Raw genomic sequence first — 21,676 nt, forward strand, 5'->3', positions numbered from 1 at the left:
AACACCCGACATGAGTACAGGGACATTTAAATGAACGCCCCCACATCCGCCGTCATGGCACCGCCACCACCCAAAACACTGGCTGACATGCGTCTGCCCATTGTGATGATGCGCGACATACTGATCAAAACGATCTTCCGCAAAAACCTTGATCTGGTCAGCGATTTGTCCAAGGCTGTATCGCTTCCCATTCCTGTCGTACAAGAGCTCGTCGATATGTGCCGCACCCAGCGCCTGATCGAAGCGACAGGCACACTCAACGCTCAGAACGGCAATGAGATGGGGTACCAGCTCACGGATGCAGGCAAGGCGCGCGCTCTCGATGCGCTTGCACAGTCTGAATATTTTGGCCCCATGCCTGTCCCTCTCGAAGTGTACAAGGAACAGGTCAAGCGCCAGTCGGTGCGAAATATGCAGATCACCCGCGCTCAGCTATCCAATGCAATGGGTCATCTCATTATCCCGGACGAGCTGTTGGGAAATCTCGGGCCCGCCGTCTCCGCGGGTCGGTCAATTTTGATGTACGGGCCACCGGGCAATGGTAAATCCTCGATTTCCAACGGCATCCGCGATGCGCTCGGTGATCACGTGTATGTTCCGCGCGCGATTGAATACGCGTCTCAGGTCATCACTGTGTTTGATCCGATCGTCCATAACGAGGTCGAAGAGGCGGGCCAAGACCCAACATCGTTGCGCCGCATCACCCGTTTTGACGCGCGCTATGTCTGCTGCGAACGGCCTTCGGTGATTACTGGCGGGGAGCTAACCCTCGATATGCTCGATCTGGTGTATAACCCCACAGCCAAAACATATCAGGCCCCGCTTCAGCTTAAATCGACCGGCGGTATTTTTATCGTCGACGACCTTGGTCGCCAGAAAGAACCCCCGCAGAGCATCGTCAACCGCTGGATCGTTCCGTTGGAAGAAAGCAAGGATATCCTCGCCCTGCAATCGGGCGAGAAATTCGAGGTCCCCTTCGACACGCTGGTAATCTTCTCGACCAACTTTCACCCGAACGAAATTTTCGACACCGCCGCCTTGCGCCGGATCTTCTTCAAAATCAAAATCGATGGTCCCAATCAGGCCAACTTCCTCAAGATCTTTGCCATGATGGCCAAAAAGCGTAAAATGCCACTGGATGAGGCAACCCTGATCCATCTGCTGAAAAACAAATATCCAACCATCGACAACATCTATGCCAACTATCAACCGATTTTTCTTATCGACCAGATCATCGCGATTTGCGACTTCGAAGGCATTCCCTACCAGATGTCCCCCGAGTTGATGGACCGCGCATGGGCAAACATGTTCGTCAAAGACGAACATATTGTGAGGTAGCGCAATGCGCTCACGCACAGGGATCGCGGGCTGTGGTCGTATGGGAGCGCCAATGCTGGCCGCCCTACGTGCCGCTGGCGTACCCGCACGCGGCTATGACGTGGTGCCGATGGACAGCCCGCACATCACCGATGACATTGCGGTCTTCTCCGAAGAGCTCGACACCCTTGTGATTGTCGTGCGCGACATCGAGCAAACCGAGGCGGTGCTCTTTGGAGAACAAAATTTTGCGGCTATTCCCAGCCTCATCCGCATCATAATCTGCTCTACCCTGTCACCGAAATACGTGATCGGCTTGCGCGATCGCATCCCCTCCTACATCGCTCTCATTGATGCCCCCATGTCCGGTGCCCAAATCGCGGCACAGGAGGCACGGCTGAGCTTTATGCTTGGCGGCGAGCAGTCTGATATCGACACAGCCATGCCGCTTTTTCATGCGATGGGTAAACACTTTCACCGGATGGGTGATTTCGGCTCCGGCATGCAAGCAAAAGTCCTGAACAACCTGCTGGCTGCATCCAACACCGCTATGACGCGCCTCGTGCTCGACTGGGCCGATAATGCCGGCCTCGACATCAGCGCACTTCTGGACCTCATTCATACGTCATCGGGCCAAAACTGGTTCGCTTCCTGCTTTAACAGCATCGAATTTTCCCGCGATGGTTATGCGGAAGGGAATACCATCGCCATACTGGTCAAAGATATCGAAAGCGCGCTGGATGCATCCCCAGAGGGCGCAGATACAGTACTTCCAGAACTGATCCAGCGCCAGATCCTGGCCCTTAAACCCCGCACACCGAAAACCTAGGCTCAAGTTCACAGCCTAGATTTTGCCAACAGTCATAATCCGGACAGTAGATTCCGCAAGGTCCGCACGTTCCTCATGGCACACCCGTTTCAAAGCGCTATCTTAAAGCGATGAACACGTTGCCCAAAACTTTTAAAGACTGGTTCAAAACCAAAGGCTGGTCCATTCACCCGCACCAGCAGGCGATGCTGGACCGTGCAGATGCGCCCGCCCTTTTGCTTATTGCCCCGACAGGGGGCGGCAAAACACTGTCGGGCTTTCTGCCCACGCTCATTGATCTCGCGCAAACCCCACACAAAGGTATGCACACGCTCTATATCTCCCCGCTCAAGGCGCTTGCGGCAGATATAAAACGTAACCTGACCACTCCTGTGCAGGAAATGAACCTTGATATCCGCATCGAGGAGCGCACGGGCGACACCACAGCGACCCTGCGCAAACGCCAGCGCGCTGATCCGCCCCACATCTTTCTTACCACACCCGAAAGCCTTGCCCTGTTGGTAAGCTATGAGGATGCGCCACGCATGTTTGCCGGTCTCAAGCGGGTGGTGATTGACGAAATCCACGCGCTGGCCGAAAGCAAGCGAGGCGACCAGATGATGCTGGCGCTTGCCCGTCTACAGACCATCTGCCCCGATCTCAAACGTGTAGGCCTTTCAGCCACGGTCGAGGATCCCGGCGCCATCGCGCATCTCATGGCGCGTCACCCCGACCCTTGCGAAATACTCAATGCTGATCCCGGCCCTTCGCCGGACATCAAAATGCTGCTCACACAAGAAGCCCCCCCTTGGTCGGGCGGCGGTGCGGCCTATGCTATTCCGGCAGTGCTTGAGCAGGTAAAAGCCCACAACACCACGCTCATTTTCCACAACACACGGGCACAGGCAGAGATCTTCTTTCACAAGCTATGGCTTGCCAACGACGAAAGTTTACCCATCGGTATCCACCATGGCTCTCTTGACCGCGAGCAGCGGCAGAGGGTCGAGGCAGCAATGGTTAGGGGCGATCTGCGAGCGATTGTATGCACCGGAAGCCTTGATCTGGGTATCGACTGGGGCGATGTGGATCTGGTTATCCAGATTGGCGCGCCCAAGGGTGTCAAACGTCTGGTCCAGCGCATCGGCCGCGCCAACCACCGCTATAACGCACCATCAAAGGCGTTGCTCGTCCCTGCCAACCGCTTTGAAGTTGTCGAGTGCGTTGCTGCCCTTGAGGCCGTATTGGAAGGTGAACTGGACGGTGATCCGCGCGGTGCTGGCCCTCGCGATGTGCTGTGCCAACATATCCTGATTACCGCCTGCGCTGGTCCGTTCAACGAGAATGACCTCTTCGCCGAGGTAAAGTCGGCCGGGGCCTATACCACTCTTACGCGTGCTGGGTTTGATGCCTGTCTCGATTTCTGCGCCACCGGCGGCTATGCACTGCGGGCCTATGATCGTTGGCAAAGACTGGTCCGGCGTCCCGACGGTCTATGGCAATTGCGTGACCCGCGCGCCACGCGCGCAATCCGCATGAATATCGGCACCATTCAGGACACTGACACTCTCAAAGTCAGAATGCGGCGTAATCGCGGTGGCAAACCGTTAGGCGAGATCGAAGAAGGCTTTGCCGCGACCCTGACCCCCGGCGATACATTTCTGATCGGCGGGCAGATCGTAAAATACGAGGGCCTGCGCGAATTGGTCGTCGAAGTCTCACGCGACAGTTCCAAAAAGCCGAAAGTAGCCACCTTCATGGGGACAAAATTCGCGACCTCTACCCAGCTCTCTGCACGCGTGCAGCGCATGTTCACCCAAGACAGCTGGCCTGAACTGCCCGATCATACCGCTCAATGGCTCGATCTTCAGCGCACGCGCAGCCAGTTGCCGCAACCGGGCCGCCTGCTGATCGAATCCTTCCCACATGATGGCCGTGCCCAAACGGTGATTTATGGCTTTGCAGGTCGCAACGCCCAGCAAACACTGGGTCTTTTGCTCACCAACCGGATGGAGGAGTTGGGCCTCGGCCCTCTTGGATTTGTGGCCAACGATTACGCGACCCTGATCTGGAGCATTGACCCTGTCACCCAGGCTGACACCCTGCTTGATGCCCACGCCTTGCATAACGGGATGGAGACGTGGCTGGAGGGAAATGCGGTCATGAAGCGGACATTTCGCGCCTCGGCCACAATCGCAGGCCTGATAGAGCGCAATTCGCCGCAATCGCGCAAATCAGGGCGGCAGGCGACGTTCAGCTCGGATATCCTTTACGACACGCTCACGAAATATGATCCCGACCATCTGATGCTCGAAATCACCCGCGAAGAAGCAATGCGTGGACTGGTGGACTTTGGCCGGATCGAAGAAATGCTGGCGCGTACCCGTGGGCGTATTGATCATCTGACACTGCCGCGCGTTACGCCCCTTTCTGCGCCGATGTTCATGGAAATGGGGCGCGTGCCAGTAAAGGGCGACGCTGAGGAGCGCCTGTTGGCCGAAGAGGCGAAGCGGCTCATGGAAAGCTCCGGTCTGGCCCAAATCACACCAGCCCCCTCGAACAAGCCGCGGTGGCGTGTGGGCTATTAGGCCCCCTTGCAGCGCACCCTATAATCTTACAGTTTGCGCGCATGACCGGATATAATTTCAATTTCTCGGGCGCGGATCTGACTGCACTTGGTTCTGGGGCGCTCTGGTGGCCCGCGCAAGAACTGCTGGTGGTCTCTGACCTGCACTTCGGTAAATCGGAGCGTATCGCGCGGCGCGGTGGCACAAGTCTGCCCCCTTATGAAACACGCGATACTCTCACCCGCCTTGCCGCCGATCTCGCCTTGTATGACGCTCGCACGGTCATATGTCTCGGCGACAGCTTTGATGATCTTGCCGCCTCGCAGGCGCTGCCCGAAGCCGAGCGCCGTTGGATTTTCCAACTGCAGGCCGGTCGCCAGTGGATCTGGATTGAGGGCAACCATGACCCTGGTCCGGTTGAATTTGGCGGTGCGCATCTGGCTGAATTAACACTTGCGCCGGTGACCTTCCGCCACATCGCACAGTCGGGTGCCGCGGGCGAGGTTTCTGGCCATTATCACCCCAAGGCATCGCTGTCCCTGCGAGGAAGGACGATTACGCGCGCCGCATTCCTCATTGACAGGGATCGCGTTATACTGCCCGCTTATGGCACTTATACGGGCGGTTTGCCCACCCGTACGGCTGTACTGGGTAATCTAATGGGCACAGACGCGATTGCTGTGCTCACTGGCCCAACCCCGACCGCCGTACCCATGCCGAGGTAGCAAATGGACCACACAATAACAGACCGAATTCATACCAGTTTCGCCGCGCAGAGCATGATGGTAACGCTTGGCGCAGAGCTTTTGGAGGTCGAAGCAGGTCTCGTGCGGATCACCGCGCCAATCCTGCCGCACACACAGCAGCAACAAGGGTTCGGGCATGCGGGCCTGACATTTTCCATCGGAGACAGTGCGGCGGGTTATGCTGCGCTGACACTTATACCGTTGGACATGGAGGTCGTCACCGCAGAGATCAAAATCAACCTTCTTGCGCCCGCACGCGGCGACCGTCTCATCGCAACAGGCCGCGTGATTAAAGGAGGCAAACGCCTGAGTGTGGTGACTGCAGAAGTTCATGCAGAGGAAAACGGCAGCCAGACCCTTATTGCCATCTTGCAAGGTACGATGGTGCCTGTCCCGCGCTAACCCCTGATAAAAAGTTTCGTGGCCTACCCTACATTCCGGCACGTTCACCCGCCACGCTGGAGGGTGAACGCAAATCTATCAGGCGGTAAGGCCTTCCGGCTCATCCAGACCATTTGCGCGGCAACACGCCGTCACCGTATTGGCAAGCAGGCAGGCAATCGTCATTGGCCCGACACCGCCCGGCACAGGCGTAATCGCCCCTGCCACATCCGCACAACTCTCGTAATCTACATCGCCGACTAATCTGGTCTTGCCCTCACCCTTTTCCGGCGCATCCAGACGGTTAATGCCGACGTCAATCACGGTCGCACCTGGCTTGATCCAATCGCCCGGCACCATTTCAGGGCGGCCAACAGCCGCAACCACAATATCCGCACGGAGGACAACATCCGCCAGATCCTTGGTCCGGCTGTGGGCGATTGTCACCGTAGCGCTGTCATTCAACAAAAGTTGCGCCATCGGTTTACCCACAATATTCGAGCGCCCAATCACAACTGCATTCATCCCCGACAGAGAACCGTGATAGTCCCGCAACATCATCAAACAGCCAAGCGGCGTACAAGGCACCATGCTTTTCTGCCCTGTCCCCAACAAGCCAACATTCGAGATGTGAAACCCGTCAACATCTTTTGCCGGCGAAATCGCGTTGATAATCAGATCTTCATCGAGATGCTTGGGCAGTGGCAGCTGGCACAAAATACCGTGGATTTCGGGATCATTGTTGAGCTGCTCAATTACGGCCAACAGGTCAGCCTGCGATGTGTTCGCATCCAGTCTATGCTCGACCGACTTCATCCCGACCTCAAGAGTCATCTTCCCCTTAGAGCGGACATAAACCTCGCTTGCAGGGTCCTCTCCGACCAGAACGACAGCCAAACCGGGCGTAATCCCGTGATCCGCCTTTAAACGCGCCACATGCACGCCAACCTGTGCGCGCACCCGTGCTGCAAATTCCTTACCGTCAATAATCGCCGCTGTCATCTACCCGAACCTTTCCCAATTTTTCCGCTAACCCATAACACCAAAGTCAAAACGGGACACAAGGTTTCCCCGTGTCCCGTCTTCGGCTTCGGTAAAAAAACGGTTAGAACAACCCTTCAACATCACCATCTGCGTTCAGCCTAATATTCTCGGCAGAGGGCACGCGTGGCAAGCCCGGCATGGTCATGATTTCTCCACAGATCGCGACGACAAATCCGGCCCCCGCAGACAGACGCACTTCACGCACAGGGATCGTGAATCCTGTTGGCGCGCCGCGCATTTCTGGATCTGTCGTAAAGCTGTATTGCGTTTTCGCCATACAGACCGGCAGATTTCCATATCCCTGCTCTTCCCAATCAGCGAGTTGCTTGAGGATCTTGTTGTCCATCACGGCCGCATCAGCGCGGTAGATTTTGGTCGCAATCGTATTTATCTTGTCCGACAGGCTCATTTCATCGGGATAGATCGGCGCGAAATTGGCCTCGCCTTTCTCAATAATATCAACCACTTTGGTGGCAAGATCTGCAGACCCTTCGGATCCCAGTTCCCAGTGACGCGACAGAACAGCCTCTGATCCTTGGGTCGCAACATAGTCTTTTACAGCCTGAACTTCGGCGTCCGTGTCGGTGACAAAATGGTTTATGGCCACAACCACAGGTACACCGAATGATTTCAGGTTTTCGATATGACGGCCAAGGTTGGCACAGCCGCTGTTGACGGCTGCAACATCCTCGCGGCCCAGATCGGCTTTGGCTACGCCACCGTTCATTTTCATTGCGCGCACCGTAGCCACAAGCACGACAGCAGAGGGGGCAATACCCGCTTTGCGGCACTTGATGTTAAGGAACTTCTCAGCCCCCAAATCTGCACCAAAGCCGGCTTCGGTCACCACATAATCCGCCAGTTTGAGCGCTGTTGTCGTTGCGATCACCGAGTTACAGCCATGCGCAATGTTCGCAAACGGGCCACCGTGCACGAATGCAGGGTTATTCTCGAGGGTCTGCACGATATTGGGCTGCATCGCATCCTTCAGCAGAACAGTCATCGCGCCATCCGCCTTGATGTCACGGCAGAACACGGGTGTGCGGTCGCGGCGGTAGGCCACGATCATCTGGCCCAGACGCTCCTGCAAATCGTCAAGGTCTTTGGCAAGGCACAGGATCGCCATCACTTCGGAGGCAACCGTGATGTCAAAACCGGCCTCGCGCGGGAAGCCGTTGGACACACCGCCCAGCGACGCGGTGATCTGGCGCAGGGCGCGGTCGTTCATATCCAGCGCACGGCGCCACACAACGCGGCGTGTGTCGATATCAAGCTCGTTGCCCCAATAGATGTGGTTATCAATCATCGCCGACAGCAGATTATGCGCCGAGGTAATCGCGTGGAAGTCGCCTGTGAAGTGAAGGTTCATTTCTTCCATTGGTACAATCTGGGAGTAACCGCCACCAGCGGCCCCGCCCTTCATACCAAAGTTCGGACCAAGGGAGGCCTCACGGATACAAACAACTGCATTCTTGCCGATGCGGTTCAGACCGTCACCCAGACCAACAGTCGTTGTCGTCTTGCCCTCGCCCGCAGGAGTCGGATTGATCGCGGTCACAAGGATCAGCTTACCGTCCTCGCGATCCTGAACCGAGTTGATGAACGATTGGCTTACCTTCGCTTTGTCATGGCCGTAGGGCAGCAGGTCATCACTGGAAATGCCCAGCTTTGCGCCGATCTCCTGAATCGGTTTCTTTTTCGCTTCGCGTGCGATTTGAATGTCGGTTTTGAAAGCCATGGTATCCCCCAATGAGTTGCCGCCTGAACACGTTCTAATGGATGCATACAAGGGTGTGCCAGCATGCCGCGTCTGGATTACGACATATCCAATGCGCGTTGCGGCGCGAAGAGCTGTCAGCGTTTCGTTTGGGAAACAGGCAAGTCTCCGGGCCGCGGATCAGTCTGGTGAGAGTGGGCACTACTCCCGCCACAGTTCGCTTGCGCAAAGTCGGACGACTTGAAAACATCCCTCCGGCGTGTCGCACTCACTGCCTTATTGGGCTTGCGCCTCGTCACGCCGAGGTCAGTCCGCGCTCGGAGGTTTTGAAAGAAAGATCAAGGATTTCCAATCAATACTCTCGTAGTGTTACCGGTGAACCCGCACACCTCTTGGTCAATAGGAGGTGAGCGGTCAGCAGAGCGCGAAATTGTGCAAGGTCGCTACGGCGAGAGCAAGCAAACGGTCAGAGCATGCCGGGTGCCCATGGCCGCTGGTCAGGAATGTGCAATCGCATCCGCTCCCCCAATACCAATTCACCTTCCCGCTCAACCCACGCCGTAACCCCGCGCCGGTCCTTTCCAGCGCCTTTGAACGCAGTCCCACGTCCCGGCATATCCTCCTCGATACCGCGTGCAGGTAGGGCGCAGGGTCGGTTTTCCATATCGATCACGATCGTGGCCCCTGACGCCGCTTGCAGGCGCGATGACGGGGGGAGATGGGTTAAATCAGCGATCCCCTCGATGACCAACGTCGCCCCCAAATAGCTGGGGTCGAGGCGATCAACCCCCATTTTTGCAGCAATCGCACCAATTTCTTCTACGCTCATGACACAAAGCTGGCGGGTATTCCTGATCTGGGTTCCTTTAGGATATTGCGACACAACTCGGCTGCACGAAGGCCGTGTGAGTCCCCCATGATCCTCCCCCTCTGGGCCTTCAAAACCGAGCGTCAGTACATCGCGCGATTGTGCCATCAATCCCGCTGCGCGGTCAGGCACCACGCCCAGCCATGTGATGGTGCCATAGTGTTCAGTCGGGATAAGTGCCGGCATAAAGGTTCTCCTGTTCCGAGTGATCGTGCAATCACCAAAGGCAAAAGAAAAGGCCCCGCAAACCGCGGGGCCTAAGTTCTTTTATACGACTGGCTCACATAAGTGATCAGGTCGAGGGTTCAGGCTCCATCCCACCAGAAGGAGGTGTCTTTTTACCCTTGGCTTTCGGGATCGCCGTGATGCTTGGCGCTGACCCTGAGTCCGGTTTGTCGTCATCTTCAGGCTCGGTGGGCAGGTTACCCGCCATCACCCGCTTTATTTCATCGCCCGTCAGGGTCTCGTATTCCAGCAAGCCCTGCGCCAAACGCTCGAACTCATCCGCATGATCTTCGATGAGCTTATAAGCCCGGGAATAACCGGTATCGATGATCGCCTTCACTTCGGATTCGATCAACTCCTTGGTAGCGGCAGAAACACTAAAGCCTCCCGCACCGCCATTGGCCTGATACCCTGCCGCTGCTTCCTGATAGTCGATGTTTCCAACCTTGTCGGACATACCGTAACGCATCACCATCGCACGGGCCAACGCGCTGGCCTGCATGATGTCGCCCACCGGGCCGGAAGACACGGATTCAGCGCCGTACTTGAAGATTTCAGCAGCTTTGCCCGCCATAGTCATGGCAATGCGCTCTTCGGCTTCGTCCTTGAACATCTGTAGCTTGTCCATCTCTGGCAGGCTCATCACCATGCCCAATGCACCACCACGCGGAATGATCGTTGCCTTGTACACAGGATCACATTTTGGGAGCTTGATGCCCACAATCGCGTGTCCTGCCTCGTGGTAGGCCGTCTTTTCCTTCTGATCCTGCGTAAGGACCATAGACCGGCGCTCGGCACCCATCATGATCTTATCCTTGGCGGACTCAAAATCCATCATCGCGACAAAGCGTCTCCCAACGCGGGCTGCTGTCAGCGCGGCCTCGTTTACAAGGTTCGCCAGATCGGCACCCGAAAATCCGGGGGTACCGCGTGCAATGATCCGCAAGTCCACATCGGGGCCCAGCGGTGTCTTGCGTGCGTGGACACCAAGAATTTTCTCGCGGCCTTTAATATCGGGATTGCCTACAGTCACCTGACGGTCAAAACGGCCAGGACGCAGCAATGCAGGGTCCAGAACGTCCTTACGGTTGGTCGCCGCGATGATGATAACACCTTCGTTGGCCTCAAAACCGTCCATCTCCACCAGCAACTGGTTGAGAGTTTGCTCACGCTCGTCATTACCGCCGCCGTAGCCCGCGCCGCGGGAACGGCCCACCGCGTCGATTTCATCGATAAACACAATGCAAGGCGCATTCTTTTTCGCTTGCTCGAACATATCACGGACACGGCTTGCACCGACACCAACAAACATTTCGACAAAGTCGGAGCCCGATATCGTGAAGAAAGGAACGCCCGCTTCGCCCGCAATAGCACGTGCAAGCAATGTCTTACCCGTACCTGGAGGTCCCTCAAGCAGCGCGCCTTTAGGTATTTTGCCACCCAAGCGACTAAATTTTTGCGGATTGCGAAGGAACTCTACGATCTCTTCAAGTTCTTCTTTGGCCTCGTCAATGCCTGCAACGTCGTCAAACGTCACGCGACCATGCTTTTCGGTCAGCATCTTGGCTTTTGACTTACCAAAGCCCATTGCGCCACCTTTGCCGCCGCCCTGCATGCGGTTCATAAAGTAGATCCACACACCAATCAGCAAAAGTATCGGAAGCAGCGAGACGAGGAATGTCTGCAAACCGCTTTCCTGCTGGCTTTCGGCGCGGAACGGTACGTTATTGTCTGTCAACAACTTGGTTACCTCGGCGTCGATTGGTTTGATTGTGACATAATCACCGTCTGTCTGGCGGAAGCGAACCTGCTCACCGTCGAGGGTCACATTGCTCACGCTGCCGCTCTCGACAGAAGTTACAAAATCAGAATAGCTGATCTCGCGGTTTTGCATGCCACCACTGTTCCCGCCACCGTTGAACAGATTGAACAGCGAAAATACGAGAACGAGCAGCACTGCCCAGAATGCCAGATTGCGAAAGTTGCCCAAGGAAATACTCCTGAATTCGGTCCTGCGCGGGGATACTCCTCGCGCCACTACCCTAAGATAGAGACTGGCGCGGTTTGTTCAATGCGAAAGCAGAAATGAGGCGAAATCTGCGACGATCTGCGCGGTCCAATCGCTATTGTATCCAGCAAGCGGGGCCGCAACGAGGGTTTCATCCCGCCAGATGGCGGGAGACGACATAAGGGTGGGTCGGGGGAGACCTGTTTTACGCCAATCCGGCAGAATGCTGACAGATTCGCCCAATGCCCGAACTTCCAAATCAGGCGCATGTGGCCCAACAAGTCGCCAGCGATTGTCCCACACTGCATCCGTGGGGCCGCGCAAATCCTTTACCGCGTTATATTCCCGCGTGATCCTGAATCGCCCTTTGCGCCGCATCACAAGACACCCAAAAACAGTTTTACGCTGTTGGTCCAGCATCTCGTTCGCCAACACTCCTGACCTCATTTTTCGCGGCGGATATGGGGCCGAGCTGATCCACTGCAACGCCCCCATAAGCATCCGCCGCTCAATATCCGCAGGGATTGGCGGTGTGATTACTTCGGCAAAAACAAGGTCACCCCCCTCTTGGCACACATGGGTTTCTGCCTCGCGTCGGGTATAGTGAGACAATGCCTTTTGCGCCTGCCTCAAGGCATGGGCAGAATGGTTGATGCTGTCTGCCGTGATGCCCAGATCGGCCAGGTCCGGCAAAATTTGCCTTGCTTTTGTCCGACGGTATCGCGGGTCATCATTGCTCGGATCTTCGACCCAAGCGACCCCCTGCCGGTGCAGGTAGCGGCGCAGATCCGCGCGGCTTTGCTGCCAAAGAGGGCGCAACCAGCTTACGCCGTTGCGCGTGAACAGGCTCTCCATCTGCGCCAGCCCGTCGACGCCCGCAGCACGGCCCAGCCGGATCAAAAAATTCTCGGCGCTATCATCAATAGTATGGCCCAGAACGATGCCACCAATCCCGCGCTCCTTGGCCCAGTCGGCCATCAACGCATAACGTCCGTCCCGCGCGGCCGCAGGCAGGTTGCCGCTCCCCTCTGGGGCATCCCAATCCAGCACGTCATGCTCTATGTCAAGGTTTCTACATAAGCGCGCAACGCCATCCGCCTCTGAACGGCTCTCGGGGCGCAGGCCATGATCCACAGTCACCGCCACCACAGGATGCCCTGTCTGAACGCACCAGCGCGCAACAAGGTGCAGGAGTGCAACGCTATCGCCGCCGCCCGAGACAGCAACGCCGATACGTTCGGGAAGCAAAGTTTGGAAGGCAGTATCAACAGCCCGCAAAAGCACGGCATCCTTACCCTGCTGCATCAGCCATTCGTGGTTTAGCTGCATCCCAGCTTGGCACGCTCTGCCTCCGCGAGCCCCGCAGCTGCACTGCCGGGGAACCGTGTTGGAACTTCGCCCAGCGTGACGCAAGCCTCGGAGCTTTGCCCAAGCGTACCGAGTGCCGCACCAAGTTTAAACAGGGCATCCGGTGCAACCGTACCCGTAGGTGCCGCCCCGAAACTCGCTAAATATGCGCGGGCCGCCTCACGGGTGTCGCCCATGCCCTGCAGCGCGTCTCCGCGCAGCAAGTCCACTTCGGCGGCTATTGGAGAGCCCGGGTAGGTCTGATTAAAGGTCTCAAGCTGTTCTGCGGCGGTGCGAAAGTCACCGGATGCGAGCGCCTCCTGCGCCCGCTTGAAGTCATCCTGTTCACCTACGGCGAGTTGGCTTGAATTGGTAGGCGGCGCGACAGCGGGCGGCGGCGCTGTTGCCTGATCATTACCACCGAGAGTGGATGTCTCTCCCAGCGTGGTAATGTCGCCGCCTTCAAGTTCGACAAGGCGGAACTCTAGATCGGCAATCCGCCGCGTTCCATCATCGACGATCCGGTTGATGCGGAATTCAAGCTCTTCAGCTTTGGATGTCACGCGGCTCAGCTCGCTTTCCATCGCATTCACGCGTTCCAGAACAGAGGCGGGTAATTGCACCCCGCCTGCTGTGCCCGTTGTCGACATCTCGCGCTTGAGCTTGGTCATCTCCACGCTCAGCGTCGACAGTTCCTGCCTGATGTCAGCAAGGGTCTGCGCGTCCTGTGCGCTGGCCCCCATAGGAACCGCACCAAGTACAATCGCGAAAATAAAAGCAAAGCGCATGATGCAGCTCCTTACAAACGGGCGTTAACTCAGCTGTTTTGACCACCGGCAAGGACGGTCACAGCACGACGGTTCTTGGCATAGCATGCCTCGCTGGAACAAATCTCGATCGGGCGCTCTTTACCGTAGCTGACAACGCGCAGACGTGAGGAAGGTACGCCGCGTGACACAAGATATTCCTGCGCTGCGTTGGCACGGCGCGCGCCCAATGCAAGGTTGTATTCGCGTGTGCCCTGCTCGTCCGCGTGACCTTCGATCACGGCCTGATAATCACTGTTTGTGGTCAGCCACTGCGCTTGCCCGTCCAAGGTTGCGCGACCTGTCGCCGTCAGCGTTGACTGGTCAACTTCGAATAAAACACGGTCACCGACTGTCTGGTTGAAATATGCGGTCGAGGACGGATCATTTGCACCACCTGCACCGAAACCACCACCCAGAGGTTGGCCCGCATTCGGGTTGACCGGACCGCCGCTATCACCGCCAAAACGGTTCGGGTTTGTACATGCCGACAGCGCTATAACTGCGACCAGAAGGCTCATTGGTAGGAATTTCATCAGTCTCGACCTCATATCGGGTGTTTCGTGTTGTCCTGTCCCTACCACAGCGGCAGGGACAGGGGAAAGGGTTACTGCTGGAGCGGGGACCAGCTGGGGTCGGAGCCGCCTTCAGGGGTATTTACCTGTCTCAGGACACGTCCGGTGATATCGACGGAATAAAGCGTGGACACGCCGCCCTCACCCTGCGTCTCACGGGTGAACATGATGACGCGGCCATTTGGCGCCCATGTGGGGCCTTCGTCCAGAAACGATGCAGTGAGCAACCGCTCCTCCGAGCCGTCGGTTCGCATCACACCAATGTGGAAACGACCTGCGTTCTGTTTGGTAAAGGCCACCAGATCGCCACGGGGCGACCAGACGGGCGTGCCGTAGCGGCCATCACCAAACGAAATCCGACGCGCCTCACCGCCACCCGCGGACATGATGTACAACTGGGGCGAGCCGGAGCGGTCGCTCTCGAATACGATCTGGCTGCCATCAGGGCTGTAGCTGGGGGCGGTTTCGATCGAGGGCGTGTTGGTCAGACGTACCGACTGGCCCGAGTTGATGTCCATTGTATGGATGTCGGTGTTGCCGCCCTGCGAAATCGAGAAGACAACCGTATTGCCCGAAGGCGAGAAGCGCGGCGCGAAACTCATCGTTCCCTCACCGCCTTGCAACACGCGCTGCTGCACAGACCCGATATCGAGGACATAGATCCGTGGAAAGCCTGTCTCGTAACTTGTGTAGAGCACGCGGTCACCGGAGGGCGAGAAACGCGGCGCTAGCACGATCGAACTACTATCGGTCAGGTAGCGGACATTGGCGCCATCATAATCCATAATCGCAAGACGCTTTTTGCGGTCGTCCTTTGGACCAGTCTCGGAGACATAGACCACGCGGCTGTCGAAATAACCGCCTTCGCCAGTGATCTGGCTATAGACCTGATCGGCCACTTTGTGCGCCATGCGGCGCCAGCCGTCCGTGGTGCCCGAAAACTGCATACCGTCGCCAATGCTGGTGCCAGAAACAACATCGAAAACCCTGAATTTCACATTGACCGAATTACCCGAAACCGAGACTGCACCCGTGATCAGCGCCTGTGCGTTGATCGCCTTCCAGTCTGGGAAAGAGACAGGCGCATTAAAATCGCTGTATTGCGCAATGAATGCAGAGCTGGGGATTTCGCGGAACACACCAGTGCCCTGCAAATCTTCAGCAACCACCCGCGCCAGATCAGCGGCCAGTTGCCCTGCCTCGCCGGTCTCGGCCTGAAAATTCGGCACTGCAAAGGGGAGCGGCTGGATAATACCCTCCTCGATGGTGATGCGCAGCGGTCCTTGCTGGGCCTGCACCGCAGATGCGATCCCGAGGGCACAAACCAGCGCCATACAGATATTCAAGTACTTCATTAGAAACTCGTCCTTTCAGGGTCGAACACCAGTGCAATATTCCGCCATTGCTCGTATTTCTCAAGGGGAAGCGTAAAGCTGCCCTCACCACAGCGCAAAACCGCCCGCCTCACATTCATACTCATCTGACCCGCATCCGCTCTGGATTGAAGGTCATCTCGATTTCTTGCCACTGGCCGTATTTTTCAGCAGGCAGGGGATAGCCGTCTTTTTGGCAGAGCAGGATTGCGCGCCGTGCTGCGCCAAAGGCCGCATTTGCTGTTGATGAATCGCCCCCTTCGCTTGCGATCATGCGCAGCGATGTCGGGATAACCTTACCATCAGACGTCATATTCATCGCCACGGTGACCGTGGTCTGCGCCCAACGTGCACCGGGGTCCACGTTCCAGCAGGCCTGCACAGCAATCCGCAACGCATCCTTTTCGCCGGATGACATCGGCGGCCCAGTGGGAACGGTCGCAGTCGCCGAACTCAGTGCCGCCTCAAGTGCAGCTTGTACTGCCGCATCATCGACCTGCGCTGCCTGCTCGGTCGGGGCAGGTACGGGAACAGGGGTCGCTGCGGGCGTTTCGACAGGGCGCGGCGCGGAGGGGCGGCGTGCTGGCGGGCGCACAGAGGCATTGGGCGAATTGGCTGGCGGCAGTGCCGCCTCTGTTACGATGCGGTCGCTCGCTTCGGGCTCTTGCGCCTCCTCGCGCGGCGGCTCGACAGTCTCGCCCGTTTCTTCGGGAATTACTGCTTCCTGTGGCTCTGGCTCCTGAACCGCCTCCGGCTCCGGTGCGGGTGCAGGTGTCGGGGCAACCGTCTGGGCAGGACGTACCACAGGGCGCGGCGACACAGGTGCATCGGGTACATTTACTTCGGCGGGTGGCTCGGGAGATTCCGGGGCCGCTTCGGAGATTTCCGGTGCGATGTCCTCCACAGGCTCCTCGGCAGGCTCAGCAATTTCGGTCGGGGGTGGCGGTGCTACAGGTTCGGGGGTTGCCACGTCGATTTCGGGGGCTTCCTCGGTTACTTCGGGGGCTGCGGGCGTTTCTTCAAGGGCCTCGACAACAGGTTCACGCGCAGCATCCACAAGCGCTTGAAACTCCTCGCCAGACACCATGGCTGCCTCAAGAAATTCGACCGGATCGGGGCGCGAGGTAAACAGACCGCCAAACAGAATAAAGGTGATGACGCTTGCATGCCCCACCCCCGATATCACATTTCCTGTTTTGCGTGCGCCCCACATCGGCTCAGTTACCAGTGCCGTCCAGCGTAGGACCGCCGATGTCAGTCACCAGACCGATGTTGGAAAAGCCACCTGCATTCAGCGCGCCCATGATTTCCATGACGGCACTATAGGGCACGGCACCGTCTGCGCGAAGGAACACACGATCGCCCTCTCGCTCTGCCGCGACAGCGCGAAGCTTGGGGATCAGCTCTTCACGCGCTGTTTCGGTTGTCATAATCTGCACGGTGCCATCAACCGTGATCGTGACCGACAATGGCTCTTCTTGTTCACCCGGAAGAGCCTGTGCCGCAGTCTTTGGCAATTCGACAGGCACACCCACTGTCAGCAGCGGTGCCGCCACCATAAAGATAATCAGCAATACCATCATTACGTCCACAAAGGGCGTGACGTTGATTTCGGACATAGCACGCCCGCCGCCGCGCCGCTTACGGCGCCCGCTCCCGCCACCACTTTTCTGAATCACACCGCCCGCCATGGATCAAGTATCCAGCTGGCGGCTGAGGATTGTCGCGAATTCATCCGCAAAGGCATCGTAGTCACCGAGGATCGCGTCACTATCGGCACTTAGCTTATTATAGTAAATTACGGCGGGGATCGCAGCAACCAGCCCCAGCCCGGTGGCAAGCAGCGCCTCAGCAATACCAGGTGCAACCACTGCCAGACTTGTGTTTTGTTGCTCTGCAATCTCGATAAATGCGTTCATGATCCCGAAAACCGTCCCGAAAAGACCAATAAAAGGGGTCGTGGATCCGGTTGTCGCCAATACCTGCAAACCCTTTTGCAAAGTGAGTGCCTCTTTGGAGATTGCCACATTCATTGCGCGGTCGATCCGCGCCGTCGCACCCGGGATCAGGCCGCCATCATCGCGGTGCGAGCGTCGCCATTCGGTCATGCCTGCGACAAATATCTTCTGGGAGGCGCCAACAGGCTCAGGGCCGATCTGGTCATAGAGTGTATCCAGCGGCTCGCCCGACCAGAACGCTCGGTCAAACTCCTCCAGATCGCGCCTGACCGCGCGAAACTGGATAATCTTCTGTACGATAATTGACCACGTCCAAAAGCTCGCCATGACCAGCGAGATCATCACCAGCTTTACTGTGATCGTCGCTTGGGCAAACATGCCCCACACGGTAATGCTCTCGCCTACTGCGGCGGCCGCTATAAATGCTGTCTGCATGTGTTTGCTCTACTCTACTGCCTCGGACGGGCCTGTTCTCAGGCTCCATTTGGCGAAATTCTAGCCCAGCACAAGGCAAAAAGCGAGGGCCAAGCGCATCAGTGCCAAATCACCTTTGCAGCAGGCGACATTCCGCTGGCAAGCGCACGGGTTTTCCACCCGAACCGATACACACAATTAAAACATTAGCGGTAAAAATTAGAGTTCCCCCCCGCCATACCTGCTGCGCCATGACCATCTTCGCCGCACTCAGGCTCTCAAGCGTGGTACGCACTTCCAGCACATCATCAAACCGCGCGGGGCTGATGTACTCTGCCTCGACGCGGCGCACAGCAAACACCACCCCCGCCGCTTTCATGGCCAGTTGGTCAATACCGACTTCGCGGACCCAATCGCTCCGCGCGCGCTCGATATAGCGCAGGTAATTGGCATAATATACAATTCCGGCCATGTCGGTGTCTTCGTAATAGACACGGATTTCCTTGAGGTGGGTCGTTGGATCGCTCGGCATCATTGCAAGTCCCCCGCCCCTTTTTGCATCCGCGCATACAGACGCAGGGCATGACTGCTGTCCATAGCGGCCACAGGCAAAACCGGATCATATGCCGCACGGATCAACCCCGCTATATCAGGCCTTAGTATCGTCTTATCCCCTGCCACCGCGAGGGGGGACCGTTCCTTGAACGCAGTATCGGACCATAACAAATAGGATTGCACGATCTGGCTCAGCGCCAGTGTCTCCGCAGGCACCGCACTCAGATGTTGATCCATGCACAAAAATACAAAACACGCTTTGATCGCGCCATGCTCGTCAAAACGGAAAAACCGGTATTGGTTGGCTTCTACGCCTACAAGTTTTTGCACCAGCGGCCCCAGATCCGGAACAAGCCGGTCCATCCCCGGCACATCAAGCAGCTCTGCCCAGTCGGAAAAGAAGAAAACCATAAGGTTGGAGCCAAGCTCCATATCAGTCTCGGCCATCTTGTGTCCGGCCAGTGCCGTCACCGCCTCAAGTGCGCCTTTCACCACCTGCAATGTGGCCTCTTCCACACCAAACACCACAGGCGCTATCGGCCGCCCCCAGCGCGCAAACATGAAACTTTCGTCGGCCCGCGTGAACAGTGCCTCGATATCCGCTGGTTCCATTTTCATTTTCGCCTCTAAACTCACTTCACTTCTATCCAAACAGGTCCACGTCCCGTTTAGGCGGCTCCATCCCCAGATGCACCCAAGCTTTCTGCGCCAGCATCCGCCCTCGCGGGGTCCGCTGGATTAATCCCTGTTGCAACAAAAACGGTTCAATCACCTCTTCGAGGGCATCACGGGATTCAGACAGCGCCGCAGAAAGCGTCTCGATCCCGACAGGACCGCCCTGATAGTTCTCGGCGATCAGCCGGAGATACCGCCGGTCAGCTCCATCCAGCCCCAGATGATCCACCCCCAGCCGCGTCAGCGCCATATCCGCCAGCGCACGGGTTACACGCCCGTCCCCCTCGACCACAGCAAAATCTACAACACGGCGCAGCAACCTTCCCGCAATCCGCGGCGTGCCGCGCGCGCGTTTCGCGATCTCCCGCGCGCCGCCCTCGTCCGCAGGCGCGCCCAGCTTGCGCGCATTGCGGTCCACGATTATGAACAATTCGTCCTCCGTATAGAACTCCAAACGCGTGGGGATTCCGAACCGATCCCTCAGCGGGGTCGTGAGCAGCCCCATCCGCGTTGTTGCCCCCACCAGCGTAAAGGGCTGCAATTCGATACGAACCGTCCGCGCCGCAGGCCCTTCACCGATAACAAGATCCAGCTCGAAATCTTCTAGCGCCGGATACAGCACCTCCTCCACCGCAGGATTAAGCCTGTGTATCTCGTCGATAAACAAAACGTCCCGCGCTTCCAAATTGGTGAGAATCGCCGCCAGATCACCCGCCTTGGCGAGCACAGGACCTGACGTCATGCGAAACCCGACCCCAAGCTCCCGCGCCATAATCTGCGCCAGCGTTGTCTTGCCCAATCCCGGCGGACCGTGAAACAATGTATGGTCCATGGCCTCTTCGCGCTGTTTGGCCGACTGTATGAATACTTTTAGGTTTGACCGCGCTTCCGCTTGTCCCACAAATTCATCAAGCATTTGCGGACGCAAGGCGCGGTCGAAATCTTCCGGCATACCCTCGGGCCGTACAATCGGGTCACTGTCAATCATGCCACGCCCCCAAGCGAAGAGCCCCCGACGGGGAGCGGAATCCAAACACTCCAGCGGAGCGATGAGCGTACATTACTCTTTTGGCGCCAGAAGTTTCAACGCCGCACGGATCAACACCGTTGTTTCCGCATCTGGCATCTCTCCTGCGGCGCGCGCGACAGCCCCCGCAGCATCACCCGGCGAATAGCCCAGATTGGACAACGCCGACAGAGCTTCGGACTGGGCAGAGGCATTTGGCGCCACGACTGCTTTTTTACGCGGGGTCGGCGCCTCGATCACTTCGGCCTCCGCATCACCCAGTGCTTGCGCCACGGTGCCGCCCATTGCCATCATAGCGGGGGCTTTGTCCTTGAGATCCATCACAACCCGCTGTGCCAGCTTCGGGCCGACCCCTTTGGCAGCCTTGACCGCGTTCCAATCGCCCAACGCAATCGCCCGCCCCACACCGTCAGGACCGAGCGCACCCAGAATAGCAAGCGATGCTTTTGCACCTACCCCCTGCACCGAGATCAGCAACTTGTGCCATTCCTTTTCTGCAAGCGTGGTGAACCCAAAAAGCTGCAAGTTGGTCTCCTGCACCAGCATATCGGTGAAAACGGCCGCCATCTCCCCCACCGGCGGCAATGACGAAAGCGTCCGCTCGGAGCAAAACACAAGGTACCCGACGCCGCGCACATCCAACAGCACATGATCCACAGCGCGGTAATCAACGCGCCCCGTCAGCTTGCCGATCATGCGCTTGCCCTCGCGACAGCAGCGGCGTATTTTGACGCCCCACCATGGTGGGCATGGGTAATCGCAATTGCCAGCGCATCAGCCGCATCCGGTCCTTCGAACTGAACACCGGGCAATTGCATCCGCACCATGTGCGCCACCTGCCCCTTATCAGCGTGACCCACACCAACAACGGTCTTTTTCACATTGTTCGGGGCGTATTCGCCCACTTCTAGCCCCATCTGCGCAGGCACCAGCAAGGCAATCCCTCGCGCCTGCCCCAGCTTGAGGGTCGCAACACCGTCTTTGTTAACAAATGTATGTTCTACTGCGGCAGTATGTGGCCGGTAGGTCGAAAAAACCCGCGTGAGTTGCGCATGCAGGCTGAGCAAACGCTCGGCCAGCGGCACACCCGTGGCTGAGTGGCAAATCCCGTTTGCCACATGGCTGAGCCTGCTGCCATCGACGTCAATCACGCCCCAACCCATATTTCGCAAGCCCGGATCAATGCCGATTACCCGTATCATATGCCCGATACCCTCAAGTTTGTTGCTTTTTGGGTGCAGTAGCACGAAAGCAGAACATTGCCTAAC

The 21,676-nt window shown here is 57.5% G+C and carries 21 protein-coding genes; 5 read left to right on the top strand and 16 right to left on the bottom strand.

All coding sequences use genetic code 11. From position 1 onward, the window contains the following. The first annotated feature begins 30 nt into the window (after positions 1 to 30). From C8N30_RS03020 to C8N30_RS03040, 5 genes are all read left to right on the top strand, one after another. Entirely contained in the window at positions 31 to 1,338 is a 1,308-nt protein-coding gene (locus C8N30_RS03020; RefSeq protein WP_025063018.1) for a P-loop NTPase family protein, read from the top strand. A 4-nt stretch (positions 1,339 to 1,342) separates the two neighbouring features. Next, entirely contained in the window at positions 1,343 to 2,146 is an 804-nt protein-coding gene (locus C8N30_RS03025) for an NAD(P)-dependent oxidoreductase (RefSeq protein ID WP_025063019.1), read from the top strand. Between the two features lie 110 nt (positions 2,147 to 2,256). Then, positions 2,257 to 4,710, top strand: coding sequence for a ligase-associated DNA damage response DEXH box helicase (locus C8N30_RS03030; RefSeq protein WP_025063020.1), 2,454 nt, complete (start codon positions 2,257 to 2,259; stop codon positions 4,708 to 4,710). Between the two features lie 41 nt (positions 4,711 to 4,751). Beyond that, complete coding sequence (gene pdeM, locus C8N30_RS03035) at positions 4,752 to 5,414, top strand: ligase-associated DNA damage response endonuclease PdeM (protein WP_025063021.1); 663 nt, start codon at positions 4,752 to 4,754, stop codon at positions 5,412 to 5,414. A gap of 3 nt (positions 5,415 to 5,417) precedes the next feature. Then, on the top strand, positions 5,418 to 5,837 hold the full coding sequence (locus C8N30_RS03040) for a PaaI family thioesterase (RefSeq protein WP_025063022.1): 420 nt from the start codon (positions 5,418 to 5,420) through the stop codon (positions 5,835 to 5,837). 78 nt (positions 5,838 to 5,915) lie between these two features. On the opposite strand, the gene folD is transcribed toward C8N30_RS03040, so the two are convergent. The 16 genes from folD to ruvC form a co-directional block, all read right to left on the bottom strand. Next, on the bottom strand, positions 5,916 to 6,818 hold the full coding sequence (folD, locus tag C8N30_RS03045) for a bifunctional methylenetetrahydrofolate dehydrogenase/methenyltetrahydrofolate cyclohydrolase FolD (protein ID WP_025063023.1): 903 nt from the start codon (positions 6,816 to 6,818) through the stop codon (positions 5,916 to 5,918). Positions 6,819 to 6,921: 103 nt separating this feature from the next. Further along, complete coding sequence (locus C8N30_RS03050; protein WP_025063024.1) at positions 6,922 to 8,598, bottom strand: formate--tetrahydrofolate ligase; 1,677 nt, start codon at positions 8,596 to 8,598, stop codon at positions 6,922 to 6,924. 445 nt (positions 8,599 to 9,043) lie between these two features. Beyond that, positions 9,044 to 9,631, bottom strand: a complete 588-nt coding sequence (locus C8N30_RS03055) for an MOSC domain-containing protein (protein ID WP_025063025.1) — start codon at positions 9,629 to 9,631, stop codon at positions 9,044 to 9,046. A 106-nt stretch (positions 9,632 to 9,737) separates the two neighbouring features. Continuing rightward, a complete protein-coding gene (gene ftsH / locus C8N30_RS03060) occupies positions 9,738 to 11,660 on the bottom strand; it encodes an ATP-dependent zinc metalloprotease FtsH (protein ID WP_025063026.1) in 1,923 nt (640 codons plus the stop codon). 78 nt (positions 11,661 to 11,738) lie between these two features. After that, positions 11,739 to 13,007, bottom strand: a complete 1,269-nt coding sequence (tilS, locus tag C8N30_RS03065) for a tRNA lysidine(34) synthetase TilS (RefSeq protein WP_025063027.1) — start codon at positions 13,005 to 13,007, stop codon at positions 11,739 to 11,741. Next, entirely contained in the window at positions 12,998 to 13,813 is an 816-nt protein-coding gene (ybgF, locus tag C8N30_RS03070) for a tol-pal system protein YbgF (RefSeq protein WP_025063028.1), read from the bottom strand. The genes tilS and ybgF overlap by 10 nt, the downstream gene beginning before the upstream one ends. Positions 13,814 to 13,842: 29 nt before the next feature. Continuing rightward, positions 13,843 to 14,367, bottom strand: coding sequence for a peptidoglycan-associated lipoprotein Pal (pal, locus tag C8N30_RS03075; protein ID WP_120222836.1), 525 nt, complete (start codon positions 14,365 to 14,367; stop codon positions 13,843 to 13,845). A 71-nt stretch (positions 14,368 to 14,438) separates the two neighbouring features. After that, positions 14,439 to 15,761, bottom strand: coding sequence for a Tol-Pal system beta propeller repeat protein TolB (gene tolB, locus C8N30_RS03080; RefSeq protein ID WP_051567206.1), 1,323 nt, complete (start codon positions 15,759 to 15,761; stop codon positions 14,439 to 14,441). Between the two features lie 121 nt (positions 15,762 to 15,882). Then, positions 15,883 to 16,953, bottom strand: coding sequence for an energy transducer TonB (locus tag C8N30_RS03085; RefSeq protein ID WP_232222830.1), 1,071 nt, complete (start codon positions 16,951 to 16,953; stop codon positions 15,883 to 15,885). A gap of 43 nt (positions 16,954 to 16,996) precedes the next feature. Then, positions 16,997 to 17,470, bottom strand: coding sequence for a protein TolR (gene tolR, locus C8N30_RS03090; RefSeq protein WP_025063032.1), 474 nt, complete (start codon positions 17,468 to 17,470; stop codon positions 16,997 to 16,999). A 3-nt stretch (positions 17,471 to 17,473) separates the two neighbouring features. Beyond that, positions 17,474 to 18,172, bottom strand: a complete 699-nt coding sequence (tolQ, locus tag C8N30_RS03095; RefSeq protein ID WP_025063033.1) for a protein TolQ — start codon at positions 18,170 to 18,172, stop codon at positions 17,474 to 17,476. A 109-nt stretch (positions 18,173 to 18,281) separates the two neighbouring features. Continuing rightward, positions 18,282 to 18,686, bottom strand: a complete 405-nt coding sequence (ybgC, locus tag C8N30_RS03100; protein ID WP_025063034.1) for a tol-pal system-associated acyl-CoA thioesterase — start codon at positions 18,684 to 18,686, stop codon at positions 18,282 to 18,284. Continuing rightward, positions 18,683 to 19,318, bottom strand: coding sequence for a hypothetical protein (locus C8N30_RS03105; protein ID WP_025063035.1), 636 nt, complete (start codon positions 19,316 to 19,318; stop codon positions 18,683 to 18,685). Before C8N30_RS03105 ends, ybgC begins: the two co-directional genes overlap by 4 nt. Before the next feature lie 31 nt (positions 19,319 to 19,349). Further along, complete coding sequence (gene ruvB / locus C8N30_RS03110) at positions 19,350 to 20,369, bottom strand: Holliday junction branch migration DNA helicase RuvB (protein WP_025063036.1); 1,020 nt, start codon at positions 20,367 to 20,369, stop codon at positions 19,350 to 19,352. A 72-nt stretch (positions 20,370 to 20,441) separates the two neighbouring features. Then, positions 20,442 to 21,104: a Holliday junction branch migration protein RuvA gene (ruvA, locus tag C8N30_RS03115; protein WP_025063037.1), complete on the bottom strand. Its 663-nt coding sequence runs from the start codon at positions 21,102 to 21,104 to the stop codon at positions 20,442 to 20,444. Continuing rightward, entirely contained in the window at positions 21,101 to 21,607 is a 507-nt protein-coding gene (gene ruvC / locus C8N30_RS03120; protein WP_025063038.1) for a crossover junction endodeoxyribonuclease RuvC, read from the bottom strand. The genes ruvA and ruvC overlap by 4 nt, the downstream gene beginning before the upstream one ends. Between the last annotated feature and the right edge of the window lie 69 nt (positions 21,608 to 21,676).

Origin of the sequence: Sulfitobacter guttiformis, assembly GCF_003610455.1 — a bacterium.
Classification (GTDB): domain Bacteria; phylum Pseudomonadota; class Alphaproteobacteria; order Rhodobacterales; family Rhodobacteraceae; genus Sulfitobacter; species Sulfitobacter guttiformis.